This window comes from Pseudomonas sp. Larv2_ips, assembly GCF_963879675.1.
Classification (GTDB): domain Bacteria; phylum Pseudomonadota; class Gammaproteobacteria; order Pseudomonadales; family Pseudomonadaceae; genus Aquipseudomonas.
Genome location: NZ_CAWOAW010000014.1, coordinates 574,739 through 592,371, shown reverse-complemented (window position 1 = coordinate 592,371; position 17,633 = coordinate 574,739). Strand labels below are relative to the sequence as shown.

Genomic DNA, 17,633 nt, shown 5'->3' with positions numbered 1-17,633 from the left:
GCATGGAACGCATCCCTATTTTGCAGATGGGCGAATTTTTGCTCGTGACCATTCAGGTCGACATGCACGACCAGTTGGCCATGACGCTGCAGGACGACCTGTCCGAGCGCATCAGCCGCACGTCGGCGCGCGGCGTGCTGATCGACATTTCGGCGCTGGACATGGTCGACTCGTTCATCGGGCGCATGATCGGCACCATTTCCGGCCTGTCGCGCATCATGGACGCGCAGACCGTGCTGGTGGGCATGCAACCGGCGGTGGCCATTACCCTGGTGGAACTGGGCATGACCCTGCCCGGCGTGGCGACCGCACTGAACGTCGAGCGCGGCATGAAACTGCTGCGTGACCGGGTAGAACACTTATGAGCCAAGCCAGCAGCGGCACGCATCCCGTGCTGATCGAACAGGACGTTGTGCTGGCCAGACAATTAGTACGCAGGCTGGCACAGGACTGCGGCATGCGCCTGATCGACCTGACCAAGCTGGTCACGGCCGTCAGTGAGCTGGCGCGCAACACCGTGGTCTACGGCGGCGGCGGGTACATGGATTGGAGCGTCGTCGAAAGAGACCATCGCCCCGGCCTGCGCCTGACCTTTCGCGATGAAGGCCCCGGCATTCCCGACCTCAAGCTGGCCCTGACCGACGGCTGGACCTCCGGCAGCGGCCTGGGCCTGGGCCTGACCGGCGCCAGGCGCCTGGTGGACGAGTTTGAACTGGAAACCGCACCCGGCGAGGGCACACGCGTGACGATCACCCGATGGACCTGAATATTCCCAGCGCCTTGACCCAAGTGCTTTTGATCGAAGATGTCAGCCAAATCGGCTATGCCCGGCGCAGCGCCCAGCAGCTTGCCGAGCTGCTGGGTTTTGATGAAACCGACGCCGGGCGCGTGGCCCTGGTGGCGACCGAACTTGCCAGCAATATCCTCAAGCATGCCGCCCATGGCGAGCTGCACCTGCGCGCCACGGGCAACCAGGGCGTAGAAATGATCGCCGTCGACCGTGGTCAGGGCTTCGACCTGGAAAGCTGCCTGGTGGATGGGTTCTCCACGGGCGGCACGCAAGGCATCGGCATGGGCGCCATATCGCGTGTGGCCCAGGTCTTTGATGTGCATGCCGATCATCGGGGCACGGCGATGTTGGCGCGGCTCTACCCACGCACGTCGAACACGCGGGATATCCGCTATGGCGTCAGCCAGCATTCCTTGCACGACGATCCGGCCTGTGGCGACGCCTGGCACCTGGCAATCGAAGCGGGCCGGTTCAGCGTGATGGTTGCCGACGGCCTGGGCCATGGCAGCGAAGCCGAACGGGCAGCGCGCGCGGGCGAAGAGGTGTTTGCCCAAGACCCCTTCCAGGACTCGGCCACGCTGCTCAACGACATGCATATCGGCATGAACGGCACCCGGGGCGGCGCAGTGGCCGTGGCGCAATACGACGCCGTGGCTGACCGGCTGCGTTTCACCGGCGTGGGCAACATCGGCGCCAGCCTGATTGCCTTCGGCAAATCGCGCGGGCTGGCGTCCCACCCGGGCATCGTCGGCGTGCAGTTTCGCAAGGCGCAACCCTTCGACTACGCTCAGGTCAGCGGCCAACTGCTGATCCTTTACAGCGACGGGCTGCAGTCACGCTGGAACCTTGCGGACTATCCCGGGCTTTGCCACCGCCACCCCGCCCTGATCGCCGCCATCCTTCACCGTGACTTCTGTCGCGGCCGGGATGACGTTACCGTCTTCGTGATTGCCCTGGAGGCCATTGATGGCTGACACCATTGCTTCGCTCACTGAGCAAGTGCAGCGCCTGCACCAGGAAGCCGACGCCTTGCGTACCGAGTTGGATGAGACCAACCAAGGTGTGCTGGCACTGTATGCCGAACTGGATATGCAGGCCGATCAGTTGCGTCAGGCATCAGACCTGAAAAGCCGCTTCCTGTCGTACATGAGTCATGAATTCCGCACGCCCCTGGGCTCGATCCTGAGCATCACCAGCTTGCTTGCCGATGAACTCGACGGCCCCTTGAGCCCCGAGCAGCAGACCCAGGTAGGCTTCATCCGCAGCTCGGCGCGCGAGCTGCGCGAGATGGTGGACGACCTGCTGGACCTGGCCAAGATCGAGGCCGGGCGCATCACCATCTCGCCTGCCTGGTTTGACATGTTCGACCTGTTCTCGGCATTGCGCGGGATGTTCCGCCCGATTGTCGACGCCTCGTCGGTGGACCTCATCTTTGAAGAGCCCGCAGGCTTGCCCAAGCTCTACACCGATGACAAGAAGCTGGCGCAGATCCTGCGCAACTTTATCTCCAATGCCCTGAAGTTCACCTTGCAAGGTGAGGTGCGCGTGTCGGCCCGCATGGAAAGTGCGCACGAGATCCGCTTTGCGGTACAGGACACTGGCCTGGGCATTCCTGCCGAGCTGCACAACAACCTGTTCGAAGACTTTTCCCAGATCGACTCACCGCTGCAAAAACGCCTGCGCGGCACCGGCCTGGGGCTCTCGCTGTGCAAGCGCTTTGCCGAGTTGCTCGGTGGCAGTGTCGGGGTGCAAAGCGCCCCAGGCGTCGGGTCGATGTTCTTTGTGATCATTCCTCTGTCTATCGCGGGCGGGCCTGCTGATGAATCGTGACATCCAGCTGCTGATCGTCGACGACAACGCCGCCACCCGCTATGCCCTGCGCCGACGCCTGGAAAGCCATCACTACCACGTGCTCGAAGCCGGCACCGGCCAAGAGGGCCTGGACCTGATCGCGAGCAAAAAGATCGACGGGCTCATCCTCGACGTCAATCTGCCGGACATGAGTGGCTTCGACATCGTGCGCGCGCTGCGCGCCGACCCGGTTACCGCTCTGCTACCGGTGGTGCACGTCTCGGCTGCGTCCATCGAGACGGGCGACATCATCACCGGCCTGGACGCCGGCGCCGATGCCTACCTGATCCACCCGGTGGATCCGGACGTGCTGCTGGCAACCCTGCGCACGTTGCTGCGCGTGCGTGATACCGAATACGCCTTGCGCGAGAGCGAGGCGCGCTTTCGCGAAATATTCTTCAACATCAGCGCGCCGATCGCCGTCATGGACCCGCAGTTGAAGGTGCATGAATGCAACCACGCGTTCGCCCAACTGATCCAGGACAACCTGAACCCTGACGCCTTGCTCGAATGCTTCGCCAGCGATCAGCAGGCCGTCATTCAGGAGCTGCGCCTGCGTCTCGCCGCGGGCGAGCGCTGGAAAGGCACCTTGCAAATGCAAGTCGATGGCCAAGTGCGCGAAACCGAGTGGCAAATCTCGCCCTATCGCCGGGCCGAACTGAGCCTGGTGTTTGTCGAAGACATCACCGAGCATCGCCATCGCGAGCGCCATCAGCTGGCCGAGCTGACCAACGCCACCACGCAGCTGGCGCGCACCGAGGCGCAGTTGTTGCAGGCACAGAAGATGGACGCGCTGGGCAAACTCACCGGCGGCATCGCCCACGACTTCAACAACCTGCTGACCGGGATCATCACCAGCCTTGAGCTGATCAAAAAACGCCTCGACACTCAGCATACCGAGAAGGTCAAGGCTTATGCCGACGCCGCATTGAGCTCGGCCCTGAGCGCCGCCGGCCTGACCAACCGCCTGCTCGCGTTTGCCCGCCAGCAGCCTCTGGACACGCGCCCGGTGGATATCAACGCGCACATCCGCTCACTGGAAGAGCTGCTGGTGCGCACGATCGGTGAACACATCGCGCTCAAACTCGAGCTGACGACCCACCCGGCCGTGGCGCTGGTCGATCCGATCCAACTGGAAAGCGCAGTGCTGAACCTGGTCATCAATGCCCGCGATGCGCTGCCCAAGGGCGGCAATATCTGGGTGACCACCTACCCTGCTTACTCCAACGGCAACCTGAAACTGGAAAACGGCGCCTACATCGCGCTCTCCGTGCGCGATAACGGCGTGGGCATCGAACACAGTGTGATCGACAAAGTGTTCGACCCTTTCTTCACCACCAAACCGCTGGGCCAGGGCACCGGGCTGGGGCTGTCGACCATCTACGGCTTTGCACGCCAGTCCGGCGGCGATGCACAGATCCGCAGCGTCACCCGCCAGGGCACCGAGGTCACCATCATGCTGCCCGCTGCCTCGGGCCCGGCGAGCGCAACCACCAAGCCCGTTGCGGCGCCCGGGCTCAGCAGCGGCGAACACGTGCTGATCGTCGAAGACATGCCCTCGGTGCGCAGCTTCGTCGCCGAGGTGCTGGTCGACGCCGGTTACCGCTGCAGCCTGGCGGCCGACGGTGATGAAGCGATCGCCACCCTGAACCAGGACACCAGCATCGACCTGTTGCTTACCGATGTCGGCCTGCCTTACATGACCGGGCGGGAATTGGCCGATGTCGCCCGTGGCCTGCGTCCTACGTTGCCGATTCTGTTCATGACCGGTTATGCGGAAAACGCAGCGAATCGCCAAAGCTTCCTGGGGGAAGGCATGGACCTGATCTCCAAACCGTTCCATATCGACGAGTTGCTGGAGAAGATCCGACGCGGGCTGGATGGCCTGCCAGGCACCGAGTAAGGGGGACACGCAGGCCGCCCCGGCTAAATTGCAGGATGCCGTGCGGTGACAGGCTTGGTACCGTGACCGGCCTTGCAAGCTGCTACCGGCACCGAACAATGACTCAATCCAACAAGAACTATCGGCCCCTGCGCCTCGCATCGTGGGCGCTCGGCCTGCTGTGCACCGCCACCCTGGGCTTTTTTGCCTGGCAAAGTTTCTACCCGGTGCGCGCCGCCGATTCGTGGAGTTACCAGGTTTTGCACACCGATGTGGCCAAGGCCGCGTCGTTGATGCCCATGGCTGACGGCTCGTTGATGGTCACCCAGGAACTCAAGGACGGGCTGGGCAGCATCGTGCACATCCGGCTGGATGGAACGCGCGACGTCGTGCTGGGCAACCTGTCCAAACCCGACGGAATGTTGGCCACGCGAGGCGGCTGGGTGTTCAGCCAGGAAACCGGCAACGCCCCCGTCAGCTTTCTCAAGGACGGCGCGGTCACCGAATTGTTCAACGGCGAAAACGTGCAGGGCCTGTGGGATGACGGCGACTACCTCTATGCCATCGAAGACCGCAGCCATGCAGGGCGCCTGCTGCGCTATCGCTGGAGCGACCAGAGCGTAAGCGTAATACGCGAGGGCCTGGACCAGGCGGAGTCGATTATCCGCTGCACGGATGGCCGCATGCTCTACACCAAAAAGAAAGAAGGCATGGTGCGCGAACTGACCGCCGACGGCAGTGACCCGGTGGTACTGGCCAAACTTAACCAACCGACCTTTTTGATGTGCGATGAGCGGGGCCTGTGGGTCAATGAAGATTCCACCCACCGCGCACGCTTGTTGCTGATCGACAAACAGGGGCGTCAGCAGACGATTCTGTCGTTTTTGAAGGCGCCGCAATCGATTGTGCGAACCGCAGACGGCACTTACCTGGTGGCCGAAGGTGGACGCAATCGGGTACTCAAACTGGTGAACAACGCGCTGGCGGCGGCCGGCAACGGCCACAAGCCCTGACGGCGCCCCGAGACAGACCGAACAGCGGCTACTGGCAAGTGCCGCCTTTGTGGTGCGAGCCTGTGCCGCCCACCGGATGCGTGCCCTTGGGGCACGCCGCCGCGAACATCGGGGTAACCATCAAGACCACCAGCAACCCAACCAACGAAAGCTTTTTCATACGACCCTCCGTGACGATCACGATGCGTGATGGCACAAAGATATCACGCATCCACGGAAGTTATCGCCTGCGCATTACACCCACGCCTTGGCGCCGCTGAAAAACGCCTGCGCATTGCTGTCCAGTGTTTCCAGGTGATAGCCACCCTCCTGCACAATCACGCAGGGTAAGCCCAACTGCCGGACGCATTCGCCCAAGCGCGCAAACCCTTCACGCGTCACCGCCACTTTGCTTTGTGGGTCGAGTTCGTAGATATCGAACCCCAAGGACAACACCAGCACATCCGCCGAGAATGCCTTGACCGCCGCCAAGGCCAGCGCCAGCTTTTCGAAGAACACCGCTTCGCTGGCGCCATGGGCCATGGGCAGGTTGAGGTTAAAGCCTGCACCGCCAGCCACGCCGCGCTCGTCGGCAAAGCCTGCGACGCCCGGGTAGAAGTTGGTCGGGTCGCCGTGGATCGACACATACAGCACGTCGTCACGGTCGTAGAAAATCTCCTGGATGCCTTGGCCGTGGTGCATGTCGGTGTCCAGCACGGCCACGCGCGCAAAGCCTTCGCGCAGAACCTGAGCGGCCACCGCCGCATTGTTGATGTAGCAGAAACCACCCGCCGCATCGTAACGAGCATGGTGGCCCGGCGGGCGACACAGCGCATAGGCCGCCGGCGCGCCGTCAAGGATGTGCTTGGCGGCGGCGACGGCACTTTGCGCCGACCAGTACGCCGAACGCCACGTCAACTCGCCGACCGGGCAACTGCCATCCGCCAGGTAACGCGCAGCTTGGGCGAGGATGCCGCGCAGGGCGTTGGGTTCGCGCACGAAGATATTCGACATGACTTCGTCGCCCCAGTCTTCGGGGATCTCCTTCCAGCGCGAATGCGCTTCCCGCAAAAACGTCAGGTAAAGCGCGCCGTGCACGCCCAGCAATGGTTCAAGGCCGTAGTCAGCAGGCGGCTGGATATCGAAGCCCAAGGTCTGTGCGGCCAACAGCAAGTTGCGCGCGCGCTCGGGGACCTCCTGGGGCGTGCGCATCTGACCGCGGGAGTAGTAGCCGCGCGGGTGGTGCAACAGTTGTTCGGGGTGGAAAAACGTACGCATGAGATGCTCCTGTATAAACACCCAACCTGCAGGCGCTGGCGTGCCGGCGCCTGCATTCGAATCTGGTCAGGCGTTAGCGTTGAGTCGTTGATCAGCTTGGCCTGCGCGCTGCAACACGGCGTTAAGCAGCACATCGGTGCCTTGGCGCACATCCTCGGGCAGCACGTCTTCAGCTTCGTTATGGCTGAGTCCACCGACACACGGGATAAAAATCATCGCCGTCGGGCAGTACCGTGCCAGGTGAATGGCATCGTGGCCGGCGCCGCTGACGATGCGTTGCTGGCTGTAGCCCAAGGCATCCACCGACGACTGCACGCACGCCACACAATCGGCATCGAACGGCGTTGCCGGGCTGATCCAGTGCGCACTGATGCTGACCGTCAGGCCGCGCTTCTGGGCGATGGCGTGCAGGCGCGCGCGCACCTGTTGCTCCATGGCTTCAATGTCGGCGTCGCGGTGATGACGCAGGTCGACAGTGAAGGTCAACAAGCCGGGAATGGTGTTGCGCGACGACTTGCTGATGCTTAACTCGCCGACCGTGGTCAGGCCTTCGGGGGCGAAATCGGCGGCGAGGTTTTCCAGCGCCTGGATCATTTTTGCCGCGCCATACAGCGCGTCCTTGCGCAGGGGCATCGGCGTGGTGCCGGCATGCGCGGCCACGCCTTGGACCCGCACGTCGAGCCAGCGGATCGCCTGGCCACCGGTCACCACGCCAATGCTCTTGGCGTTGTCCTCCAGGATCGGACCCTGCTCGATATGGGCTTCAAAATACGCGTCCACCGCGCCACCCAGGGGTCGCTCGCCGTTGTAGCCGGTGCTGCGCAAAGCCTCGACCACGCTGATGCCGGCGCCATCGGTGGTGGCCAGCGCCTGGTCGAGTGCCAGGCTGCCGGTGAACACGGCCGAGCCGAGCATGGCCGGGGTAAAACGGGCGCCCTCCTCATTCGTCCACACCGCGATTTCCAGCGGCTTACGGGTTTGAATGCCGTGATCGTCAAGGCTGCGGAGCACTTCCAGGCCGGCCAGCACGCCGTAAACCCCATCGAACCGCCCGCCTTCCGGCTGCGTGTCGAGGTGGCTGCCCATCATCACCGGGGCTGCGTCCTTGTCGGTACCGGCGCGGCGGGCGAACAGGTTGCCGATCGCGTCCACGCTCAACGTCAGCCCGGCGGCGTTGCACCAATGGCTGAACAGTTCACGACCCGCCTGGTCTTCGGCACTCAAGGCCAGACGGCAACTGCCGCCACGCGCCGTGGCGCCGATCTCGGCCATGGCCATCAGGCTCGCCCACAGGCGTTGGCCATTAATCTTCAACATTACGCACGCTCCATTAAACGCTGTGGGCCATTTCAAGACGGTGGGCGGTGGCGTGGCGGCGCGACAATGCCAGCACGCACACCAACGAGACCGCAGCGATCAGGCTGTAAAATACTGCCATGGGCCACCATTGGCCCTGGTATTCGTGGGCCAGCCACGTACCGATCAACGGCGTCAGGCCACCGGCCAGCGCGCCGCACACCTGGTAGGCCAGGGAGATCGCGGTGTAGCGCACGCGGGTTTCAAACAGGCCGCTGACAAACCCGGCGATCACCGCGTAGAACGAGGCCATGCACACCACAGCCAGGGCGATGCCGAGAATGATCAACGGCGCCTGCCCGCTGCTGACCAGTACGAACATCGGATAAGGCGAGGCCATCGCCAGTACGGTCATGGCGCACAGAAAACGCGTGGCCCCAACCTTCTCGGCCACCCAGGCAGCCAGTGGCTGAATGCAGAACTGGATGATGGCGACGACAAACAGGCATTCCAGAATCAGCGAACGTGGCAGGCCCAGTTGCTGAGTGCTGTAGGCAATCATGAAGGTGTTGGTGAAATACACGCCGGCAATGCCCAGGGTGTTGGCGCCGATGCACAACAGCAATGGGCGCCAGGCGGTTTTCAGCACTTCGATCACGGGCGCCTGGTCTTTCTGGATCGCCCGCGCTTTTTCGGCGATGGCCTTGTCTTCAAGGAACTCTGGAGACTCGTTGACCCCCAGGCGAATCGCCAGGCCGACGATCAACAGCAAGGCGCTGGCCAGAAACGGCAGGCGCCAGCCCCAACTGAGCAAGTCCTCTTCCGGCAACCGGGTGACCGCGCTGAACGCCAGCAGCGACAGGATCAAACCCGCCGGGCTGCCCAGTTGAGCGAAAGACGCAAAGAAGTTTCGACGACCTTTCGGCGCATGTTCGCCGGCCATCAACACCGCACCGCCCCACTCACCGCCCACGGCGATGCCTTGCACCACGCGCAGCAGCACCAGCAATACCGGCGCCGCAACACCAATCTGAGCGTAGGTCGGCAACAGGCCGATGCACACGGTGACCACGCCCATCATCACCAAGGTGATCACCAGGGATTTCTTGCGGCCGATGCGGTCGCCGATATGCCCGAACACAATGCCGCCCAACGGCCGCGCGAAGAAGCCCACGGCGAACGTGCCGAACGCCGCCATGGTGCTGAACAGTTTGTCGTCGGAAGGGAAAAACAGTTGGCCGAACACCAGCGCGGCGGCGGTGGCGTAGATGTAAAAGTCGTACCACTCGATCATGGTGCCGATAAAAGCGGCGGCCGCGGCACGGCGCGGCTGCGGCGAAGCGGAAGGCTTCATGGGGCTGGCTCCTTTGGTTATTTTTTTGGCAGGAGAATGTCGAACGCACGCGCTCTGATGGCGCTTGTTGAGGGTGATTTATCGTCGCGCGGCTATGATTAGTCAATTTTCTATTTATTATTCCTATTATAAATCCTGCTTATTATCGAGCTGTGCCATGCCCGAATTTCGTCGCGACAGTCACCCTCTGCTCAACGACCGACTGGACTGGAACCTGCTGCGCACTTTCCGTGTCATCGGCCAGGAACTGAGCATCAGCCGCGCCGCTGCGCGCCTGCACCTGACCCAACCGGCCATCAGTCAGGCGCTCAAGCGCCTGGAAGAACAACTGGGCTGCCAACTCATCGCCCGCCGTGGCCCGCGCTTCGCGCTCACCGAAGCGGGTGAACAGATTTTCACCATCGCCGGCGAGATGTACGGCCAGGTCTCGCAGATGAGCAATGCGCTGCAAAAACCCGGCGATGAAGTGCTCGGCAAAGTGCGCTTGCTGATGATCAGCCGGATCAACTCGGAGACCTTCGACGACTTCCTCGCCGCCTTTCACCGTGAGCATCCACGCGTGGACCTGGAGGTTGAAGTGATGCGCAGCTCGGACATCGTCGCCGCCCTGCTGGAAAAAACCGCAACCCTGGGCCTGAGCCTTAATCGCCGGCCACAGCCACGCCTGGAACAGCACCTGTTCCTGCGCCAGCGCTATGCGTTTTTTTGCGGGCGCCACCATCTGCTATTCGGGCGCAGCGGCTTGGCGGAAGGCGATTTGCAGTCGGAGAATTTTGTAAGTTTTACCAGCGACCAGATTGGCGGCATGTTGTCGCCGCTGACGATCTTTCGTGACCAGCAAGGGTTCAGCGGGCGCATCGTGGCGTCGTCATCAAGCCTGGAAGAGGTGCGACGCCTGGTGATTGCCGGTTTTGGCTTGGGCTGTTTGCCGATTCATGTGGTGGCCGACGATGTGAAGCACGGGCTGCTGTGGCGGCTACCGCCGGATGACGGGATCGCCGATGTGGACATTCATCTGCTGTGGAATCGCGAGCAGAAGATGAGTCGGGCGGAGACGGTGTTTATCGAGCGTCTTTCGGCTCGGCTGGCGGGCGCTGCTGAGGATGCCAGTCGCTGATTTCAACCCGCCAACGCCCGCTCGACGCTGCCAGCCATGGCCTGCAAATCGTCGAAAGGGTTTCGACCGATCAGCATGAACCCATGGGACAGGTTGGCCCAATACACCAAATTCAGGCCTCGGCGCTGCTCCGTCGCGACGGGCTGAGCGCCTCTTTTACTGGCCGTGATGCACAAGGCCAATGGCCCGTGGCGCGGGTCCAGGTAGGTCAGTTGACCGATCAGGGCGCCGTCATAATCGAGGATCTGCGCGCGCCGAAACTCGGCACCGGGCAGCTCTACCGCGCCAAGGGTTAACGGCAGGCCCAGTTGTGCGCCCACGGAGCGCAGTTGGGCGGCCTGCGAAGCGGGGTCGGCGCTGAGGTTTTCCAGGGTCTGCGGCGTGTACAAAGCCATGTACTCGGCAACCGAGGCGCGCCAGCCTTGGCCAGACTCCGCCCGTGGCCAGCTCATGAACACGCGGTCGGCGACCACACCGGCCACGGCAAATCCCGCCGCCACAGCCAGGAAACGCCGGCGACTCAAGGCGGGAGCCTGTACCGGTGGCAGCGCCTTGAGCATGGCCTGCAGGCGTTCGCTGGGGGCTTGGTCAAGCATCGCGTCGAACGCGGCCTTGAAGGGTAAGTCGGCGCACTGCAAGGCCTCAACGCGTGCAGCAAGTGCCGGGTTAGTGCTGACCTGATCGGCGATAAGCCGATGCTGCCGAGCCTCCAGTTCGCCATCCAGGTAAGCCACCAACAGTTCATCGGACACTGGGGTTGTGTGCGTCATTGCTGTGCTCCGCTGGCGTGATCCTGCCGGTTTTTTGCAGGGGCGGTCTCTGCCAGCTTCAAACGCGCGGCCGCCAGCCGGCTCATTACGGTTCCCACGGGAATACGCAGGACTTCGGCAATTTCCTTGTAGGAAAGCCCTTCGACATACGCCAAAAACACCGTTTCTCGCTGCGCCTCGGGCAAGCCGTTGACGCGTTTGATCACCTGCGCGGCCAACACCTGTTCCTGCGCCTGGCGTTCGCCATCGAATGACAACGCCTGTTCGGCATCGATAAAACCCTGGCCCTGACGCACCCGTTGCGAGCGCACTTCGTTGAGCCAGATGGAATGCATGATCGCCAGCAGCCAACGGTCCAACCGCGTGCCGGCCGCGAACTGGCCGGCACGCTCCAGCGCGCGGACGCAGGTGGCCTGCACGAGGTCTTCGGCCAGGTGCTTTTGGCGCGACAGCACCCACCCGTATCGCCACAAACGCGGCAACAGCAGGCCTAACTCGCGACGAAATTCAGCCTCGTGGGTAATGGCTGCCCCCTGCTCGCGCACTCAGTGGATTCAAGCCTGTGGCGCAGCGGCAATCGCTTCGGCCAGGTCTTCGTATTCTTCGCAGGTGGTGCTGCACAGGGCTTTGATTTTCACCAACTGCTCCTGCGCCAGGTCGACGCGGCCCTTGATCACGTAAGCCTCACCCAGGTACTCGCGAACCTGGGCGTAGTTGGGATCGAGCGCGACCGACTTCAGGTAATAACCGATGCCTTCATCGGTGCGCCCCAGTTTGCGCGTGGCATAACCGCGGTAATTGAGGGCCTTGGCGGTGTTCGGGTTTTGCAGGGTGTCGAGCAAGGCCAGAGCCTCGTCGTAGCGCCCATCTTTGGCCAGGCGGTAGGCGTAGTCGGTGCGGTCGGCATCCGAGGTGGCTTTGCTGGTTTGCAGCACGCATTTTGCGGTCTTGGTGTCCCAGACCTGGCCTTTGGGGCAATTGGGCTTGGGCGGTGCCGACTCGTCACCAGAGGCGTGGGCCTGGCCTGCGAGTAACGCAGCAGCCAGGCATGCGCCGTAGAACAGCGCGGTGCGGTAAGTAACGGGGTGTGGGTGGCGGTTTTTCATGGCGGTAATGCTCCGTAGCGATTGGGAGGAAACATCACTTTTGAAACACATTGCGTGAGCCCGGCAGCATGCGCCGCAGCGTGCTGTCGCCCAGTACACAGTGGTGCCAGAGCGCAGCCGCAGCATGCAGGCCCGCCAGCAGGATGATCGCCCAGGCCACGTTGTTATGCAGGCCGCCCAGGGTGCTGCGCCATTGGTGATCGATCACAAAGGGCGCAGGAACCGGGAACAGCCCGAAAAAGTTGAAGGGTTCACCCTGAGCCCAGCGAAACACAAAGCCCAAGGCAATCTGCGCCAGCAACAACAGGTACAGGCAACCATGCGCCATTTTTGCGAACAGGTTAAGCGTTGGGTGACTGTCGGCCTTCGGGCGATTGCCGCCGAACACACGCCATACAATTCGCACCACGATCAACAGGGCCATGGCGATGCCGAGCGAGATATGCACCGATTGCAGGCCCTTGCGCAGCGGCGTGCCCTTTTCGAGGTTTTCCCAGATGTGCGCACTGGCAAACATGAAGATCACCACGGCGGCGGTGAGCCAGTGCAAAGTGCGGGTCAGGCGGTCGTAGCGGTCGGCTTGGCGGTTCATGGGCGTTCTCTGGGTGGTCTGTGAGGTGAACACCGCAGCGGCCCAGGTTATTCGGTGAGGCGCGAAAAATTTATTCGAAGAGGACGTGGCAAGGGTTTTGGCTATGTACAGGGACGAAGCGGCGCCAGCGTTTTGCGGGGTGCATAGCCATCACCCTGAGGAGCATCGCGGGCTAAATCAGATTATTGCGCCTGGCAATATCCGCCAGGTCCACCACCGATTTCACATTGAGCTTGGCCAGCAAACGCGCTTTATAGCAACTCACCGTCTTGCTGCTGAGCAAAATATTCTGGGCAATGTCCTTGTTACTCATGCCTCGAGACAACTGCTGAAATACCGAGAGTTCACGGTTGGACAGCGAGGCGATCAACTGCGCTTCATCCACGGCCAATGCGCGCTTGCGCGAAAATGCCACCACCGTCTCCGGGTAATAAACATAGCCCTTCATCACGGTTTTCATGGCCTGGGCCAGTACGCTCAGTTCATCGGTCTTGCTGATGAAGCCCGAAGCCCCGGCGCTGATGCAACGCGCGGCGTAGTGCTCCGAGGAAAGCGAGGTGAGGACGATGATCCGAGTGTTCACTTCAAGCGCACGGATTCTTTCGATCACCGCAATGCCGTCCAGGCGCGGCATGGTGATGTCCAGCAACACCAGGTCCGGGGTCAGTTGACGGACCTGGCTGATGGCATCGACGCCATTGTCGGTCTCGCCCACCACTTCATAACCTTCCTCACTCACGAGCGTACGCAGCGCGGTCCTGATAAAAGGGTGGTCATCGACCACCAGGACTTTATACATCTGCAGCTTTCCTCGGGAATTAGTCGGGCTTTGTCGGCAATAATGCCGACAATGTACCATAGTGCTTTAGTGCCACTACCCAATTCCGGACGGGCTACTCAGTGGGTGGACATTGGCGCTGTACGCATAAAGCGCCGCCGGTGCGCCCTCTCTTCTACGCATTAAGGACCTTTGATTTGAAGTTGTTCGCAGCCCTGCTGGCGTTATGGGCGAGTGCTCACATGGCATGGGCGGCCGATTCGCCCGTCACGTTAACCGTGTTGGGCCGGTCCAGCGTGCAGGAGGGCCAACTGCATTTGAGCCCCGCCGATCTGACGTGGCTGACTACGCAAAAACAGCTGCGTGTCGGCACGTCCGAGCCCGACTATCCGCCCTTTGACATCACCAACCACAGCAACGAATTCGAGGGCATCAGTGCGGACTACCTGGCGCTTATCGGTCAACTGCTGTCGGTATAGATCCAGGTGCAGCGCTACCCCAACCGCAGTGCGGTGATTCAGGCGCTCAAACGCGGAGAGATCGACCTGCTGGCGTCGGCCAACGATTTTGAACGCGCAGACCCGGACCTTCGCCTGTCCGCCCCCTACACCCTGGACCAGCCGACACTCGTGGCGCGCACCCATGATTCACCGCTGCTGGACCCCACCCTGGCGGGTAAAACCGTGGCCATGGTCGAACACTATTTGCCGCTGAGTAAGGTTCAGGCGTTTTATCCGGACGCTACGTTCACGCTGTACCCCTCGATCCTCAACGCCGTAGGCGCAGTGGCGTTTTCCAAGGCTGATGTTTACCTGGGGGACTCGGTCAGCGCCAGTTACCTGATCAACAAGAGTTACTTGAATAACGTGCAACTGGTGGATTTCTCGCGCATGGAAGTCAATAACTTCTCGTTCGCTGCCACTCGCCAGAACAGTGAACTCCTGCACCTGATCAATGCGGCGCTGCAAGCCATTCCCGCCAGTGAACAGATGGCCATCGCGCGCCGTTGGAACGCCGGTGGCGTGAGCATCTCGGGTACTCACCAGGTGCAATTCAGCGTCGAGGAACAGCGCTGGCTGGCGCACCATCCGCGCCTGAAAGTGGCGGTCAATGAAGACTTCTTGCCCTTCACCTTTTTTGATGAGCACGACCGTTTCCGTGGCCTGAGTGCCGACGTGATGGCCAAAATCAGCCTCAGGACCGGGTTGAAATTCGACCCGCAAAAAGGCGGCTCGGTGGACGCGATGATCACCCGTGTCAACCACGGGGAGGCTGACATGCTGGCGGCATTGACCCCAAGCTTTGATCGCGAACAGCGCGTCAGTTTCAGTCGGCCGTACCTGTCCACCCCGTTTGTGCTGGTCACGCGCAACCACGCCGACAGCTCGAACAACCTGCAGGATTTGTCGGGCAAACGCCTGGCGATCATCAAGGGCAACGCCAGCCGGGAGCTGATTGAACAGCAGTTTCCGCAGGTGCGCATTGTCGAAGCGCAGAGCCTCGCCGATGCGTTTTCAATGCTCGCCAAAGGCAGTGTCGAGGCCTGTGTCAGCACCCTGGTCAGCGCACGTTATCTGATTGCCCGAAACTACCCCGACCAGTTGAAGATCAGCGCAACCGTCGGCGCCCGTGCTGCGCAGTTGGCGTTTGCGGTGGATCACACCTCGTCGATATTGCTCTCGATCCTCAACAAGTCGCTGCTGAGCATCTCGCCTGAGGAAATGGACGAACTGACCAATCGCTGGCGCAGCCCGGTGGTGCTCGACGACAGCTACTGGAGCAAACACCGGGCGGCAATCCTGCAGGGCTTCGCGCTGGCAGCCGTGCTGCTGCTGAGTGCGTGTGTATGGATTGTGTTGCTGCGCCGCCAAGTGCTGCGCCGCAAGCTCGCCGAGCGAGCACTCAGTGCCAGGCTTGAATTCGATCGTGTGCTGATCAACGGCATGCCCCACCCTACTTACGTAAGGGATCGCCAGGCTCGGTTGCTGGTGTGCAACAAGGCCTATCGCGAGGTTTTTAGTGTTGAGGACGAGCGACAGTTGCTCGGCACCACCGTGATGCAAAGCCTGCTCTCCAGCCAGGAGCAGGCCCTGGAATACCACCGCGACTACCTCGCCGTCATGGACGCCGACGAACCCTTGCTGCGTGACCGGCAGATCGTCCTGCGCAGCGGCGAAGTGCTCACCATCTATCACTGGATCCTGCCTTTTCGCGGCAGCGAAGGCCGTGTCGACGGCCTGATCGGTGGCTGGGTCGACGTCAGTGACCGCCAGCGCCTGGTCGAACAACTGCACGCCGCCAAGCAGGAAGCCGATAACGCCAACCGGGCCAAAACCACGTTTCTGGCGACCATCAGCCACGAGATCCGCACCCCGATGAACGCCGTGCTCGGCATGCTGGAAATGGCTGCGCGCAAGTCTGAACACGGCATTTTCGACCGCGCCGCCATTGATGTTGCGTCGGGCGCTGCCAAGGAGTTACTGGCGCTGATCGGCGATGTCCTCGACATTGCCCGCATCGAATCCGGTCGCCAAAGCCTGACGCTCGAAAGCGCCAACCCGCACCTGTTGTTGAACGCGGTGACGCGCGTGTTCGACGGCCTGGCGCGCGAAAAGGCCATCGCGCTGACGCTGGTGATTGATCCGGCCGTCAACCGCCATGTGCTGATGGATGCCCTGCGCTTCAAACAAATTATCGCCAACCTGTTGAGCAATGCGATCAAGTTCACCGCCGTGGGTGAAGTGCGCATCAGCGCCCACGCGCAACCGGCTGACGCCACCCAGCCGATGCAGTTATCGGTGAGTATCGTGGACACCGGCGTGGGCATCTGCGCGGCCGATCAGCGGCAATTGTTCGCGCCGTTCAGCCAGGCCGGCAATCAGCAGCAAGGCTCCGGCCTGGGGCTGGTCATCAGCCGGTCGTTGATCGAAATGATGGGCGGCAGCCTGGCGTTAACCAGCGCTCCCGGCAAAGGCACGCAGGTCACGGTCAAGCTCGCTCTGCCTGCCGCAGACGTTCCTTCACCGCAGGACGACGTGCCGCTGGAGATGACGCCGGGCATGGCGCTAAGCGTACTGATCGTGGATGACTACGCCGCCAATCGCCTGGTGCTGTCACAACAACTGGCCTATTTGGGCCACGACGTTCAACACGCCAGCGACGGCGTCCAGGCGTTGGCCTTGTGGAATGCGCAACCGTTCGATGTGGTGGTGACAGACTGCGACATGCCAGGCATGAACGGCTATCAATTGGCCCAGGCGATTCGCCAGGCGGAGCAGTCCAGAGGCGAACCTGGTTGCTTGTTGCTGGGGTTCACCGCCAACGCCGTCGCCGAAGAAAAACAGCGCTGCCTGGCGGCCGGCATGGACGACTGCCTGTTCAAGCCCATCAGCCTGGAACAACTGAGTGCACGGCTGCAGCCACTGCAAACCGAATACTTCGACAACGAGGCGAGCACGGAGCTGACCGCAGCCTCACTCGATGCCCATCTGAAAACGCTGGTTCCGGGCAAGTTATCGGCGCTGCAAACCGTGCGTGAAGAGCTGCTGTCGAGCACCCGCGCCGACCTGCAACAGCTCACCGAACTGCTGGCGTGCGACGACCGGCAGCATTTGGCTCACGTGGCTCATCGGGTCAAAGGTGGGGCAAGGCTTATCCGCTACGAACAGCTGATCCTCACCTGCGAAAACCTTGAAGCCCACTGCGCAAATGGCGCAGCGCGAGCCGAGCTGATTGCCTCGACCGCCGCCCTGCAAACGTGCATGCGGCAGCTGCTGACGCTGCTGCAGGAGGACCCCGCGCAGGAGTAGGCGCCAACCAGCTTAAGA

At 62.1% G+C, this 17,633-nt stretch carries 18 protein-coding genes; 9 read left to right on the top strand and 9 right to left on the bottom strand.

Features of this window, described 5'->3' with window-relative positions; genetic code table 11:
* The first annotated feature begins 2 nt into the window (after nucleotides 1–2).
* The 6 genes from AACV02_RS09195 (at nucleotide 3) to AACV02_RS09170 (ending at nucleotide 5,536) form a co-directional block, all read left to right on the top strand.
* Nucleotides 3–365, top strand: a complete 363-nt coding sequence (locus AACV02_RS09195) for an STAS domain-containing protein (RefSeq protein WP_106576990.1) — start codon at nucleotides 3–5, stop codon at nucleotides 363–365.
* Complete coding sequence (locus tag AACV02_RS09190; RefSeq protein WP_106576991.1) at nucleotides 362–766, top strand: ATP-binding protein; 405 nt, start codon at nucleotides 362–364, stop codon at nucleotides 764–766. The genes AACV02_RS09195 and AACV02_RS09190 overlap by 4 nt, the downstream gene beginning before the upstream one ends.
* Nucleotides 757–1,764 (top strand): ATP-binding protein, encoded by a 1,008-nt coding sequence (locus tag AACV02_RS09185; RefSeq protein WP_119739110.1) that lies wholly within the window; start codon nucleotides 757–759, stop codon nucleotides 1,762–1,764. The genes AACV02_RS09190 and AACV02_RS09185 overlap by 10 nt, the downstream gene beginning before the upstream one ends.
* Nucleotides 1,757–2,620 carry a sensor histidine kinase gene (locus AACV02_RS09180; protein WP_119739108.1) on the top strand — a complete coding sequence of 288 codons (864 nt, stop codon included), beginning with the start codon at nucleotides 1,757–1,759 and terminating at the stop codon, nucleotides 2,618–2,620. Before AACV02_RS09185 ends, AACV02_RS09180 begins: the two co-directional genes overlap by 8 nt.
* Complete coding sequence (locus AACV02_RS09175; protein ID WP_119739106.1) at nucleotides 2,610–4,544, top strand: response regulator; 1,935 nt, start codon at nucleotides 2,610–2,612, stop codon at nucleotides 4,542–4,544. The genes AACV02_RS09180 and AACV02_RS09175 overlap by 11 nt, the downstream gene beginning before the upstream one ends.
* A 98-nt stretch (nucleotides 4,545–4,642) precedes the next feature.
* A complete protein-coding gene (locus AACV02_RS09170) occupies nucleotides 4,643–5,536 on the top strand; it encodes a hypothetical protein (protein WP_164487911.1) in 894 nt (297 codons plus the stop codon).
* 28 nt (nucleotides 5,537–5,564) lie between these two features.
* Here AACV02_RS09170 and AACV02_RS09165 read toward each other — a convergent pair whose 3' ends face one another.
* The 4 genes from AACV02_RS09165 to AACV02_RS09150 all read right to left on the bottom strand — a co-directional run bounded on the left by AACV02_RS09165 (nucleotide 5,565) and on the right by AACV02_RS09150 (nucleotide 9,443).
* A complete protein-coding gene (locus AACV02_RS09165; protein WP_256586935.1) occupies nucleotides 5,565–5,696 on the bottom strand; it encodes a hypothetical protein in 132 nt (43 codons plus the stop codon).
* Nucleotides 5,697–5,770: 74 nt separating this feature from the next.
* Nucleotides 5,771–6,793 carry a histone deacetylase family protein gene (locus tag AACV02_RS09160; protein WP_119739104.1) on the bottom strand — a complete coding sequence of 341 codons (1,023 nt, stop codon included), beginning with the start codon at nucleotides 6,791–6,793 and terminating at the stop codon, nucleotides 5,771–5,773.
* Between the two features lie 66 nt (nucleotides 6,794–6,859).
* On the bottom strand, nucleotides 6,860–8,110 hold the full coding sequence (locus tag AACV02_RS09155; RefSeq protein WP_119739101.1) for a Zn-dependent hydrolase: 1,251 nt from the start codon (nucleotides 8,108–8,110) through the stop codon (nucleotides 6,860–6,862).
* Between the two features lie 13 nt (nucleotides 8,111–8,123).
* Nucleotides 8,124–9,443: an MFS transporter gene (locus tag AACV02_RS09150; protein ID WP_106576997.1), complete on the bottom strand. Its 1,320-nt coding sequence runs from the start codon at nucleotides 9,441–9,443 to the stop codon at nucleotides 8,124–8,126.
* Between the two features lie 157 nt (nucleotides 9,444–9,600).
* On the opposite strand from AACV02_RS09150, the gene AACV02_RS09145 reads away from it, so the two are divergent.
* Nucleotides 9,601–10,560: a LysR family transcriptional regulator gene (locus AACV02_RS09145; protein WP_119739099.1), complete on the top strand. Its 960-nt coding sequence runs from the start codon at nucleotides 9,601–9,603 to the stop codon at nucleotides 10,558–10,560.
* 2 nt (nucleotides 10,561–10,562) lie between these two features.
* On the opposite strand, the gene AACV02_RS09140 is transcribed toward AACV02_RS09145, so the two are convergent.
* From AACV02_RS09140 to AACV02_RS09120, 5 genes are all read right to left on the bottom strand, one after another.
* Complete coding sequence (locus AACV02_RS09140) at nucleotides 10,563–11,330, bottom strand: anti-sigma factor family protein (RefSeq protein WP_119739097.1); 768 nt, start codon at nucleotides 11,328–11,330, stop codon at nucleotides 10,563–10,565.
* The gene (locus AACV02_RS09135; RefSeq protein ID WP_119740774.1) at nucleotides 11,327–11,812 is read right to left on the bottom strand and encodes an RNA polymerase sigma factor; all 486 of its coding nucleotides are present in this window, start codon (nucleotides 11,810–11,812) and stop codon (nucleotides 11,327–11,329) included. The genes AACV02_RS09140 and AACV02_RS09135 overlap by 4 nt, the downstream gene beginning before the upstream one ends.
* A 72-nt stretch (nucleotides 11,813–11,884) precedes the next feature.
* Nucleotides 11,885–12,436 (bottom strand): tetratricopeptide repeat protein, encoded by a 552-nt coding sequence (locus AACV02_RS09130; RefSeq protein WP_177410078.1) that lies wholly within the window; start codon nucleotides 12,434–12,436, stop codon nucleotides 11,885–11,887.
* 34 nt (nucleotides 12,437–12,470) lie between these two features.
* Nucleotides 12,471–13,028, bottom strand: a complete 558-nt coding sequence (locus AACV02_RS09125; RefSeq protein ID WP_119739095.1) for a cytochrome b — start codon at nucleotides 13,026–13,028, stop codon at nucleotides 12,471–12,473.
* A gap of 172 nt (nucleotides 13,029–13,200) precedes the next feature.
* Nucleotides 13,201–13,827 carry a response regulator transcription factor gene (locus AACV02_RS09120; protein WP_119739093.1) on the bottom strand — a complete coding sequence of 209 codons (627 nt, stop codon included), beginning with the start codon at nucleotides 13,825–13,827 and terminating at the stop codon, nucleotides 13,201–13,203.
* A 176-nt stretch (nucleotides 13,828–14,003) separates the two neighbouring features.
* On the opposite strand from AACV02_RS09120, the gene AACV02_RS09115 reads away from it, so the two are divergent.
* Complete coding sequence (locus tag AACV02_RS09115) at nucleotides 14,004–14,285, top strand: hypothetical protein (protein ID WP_119739092.1); 282 nt, start codon at nucleotides 14,004–14,006, stop codon at nucleotides 14,283–14,285.
* Nucleotides 14,286–14,291: 6 nt separating this feature from the next.
* A complete protein-coding gene (locus AACV02_RS09110) occupies nucleotides 14,292–17,615 on the top strand; it encodes a transporter substrate-binding domain-containing protein (RefSeq protein ID WP_119739090.1) in 3,324 nt (1,107 codons plus the stop codon).
* The last annotated feature ends 18 nt before the right edge of the window (nucleotides 17,616–17,633 follow it).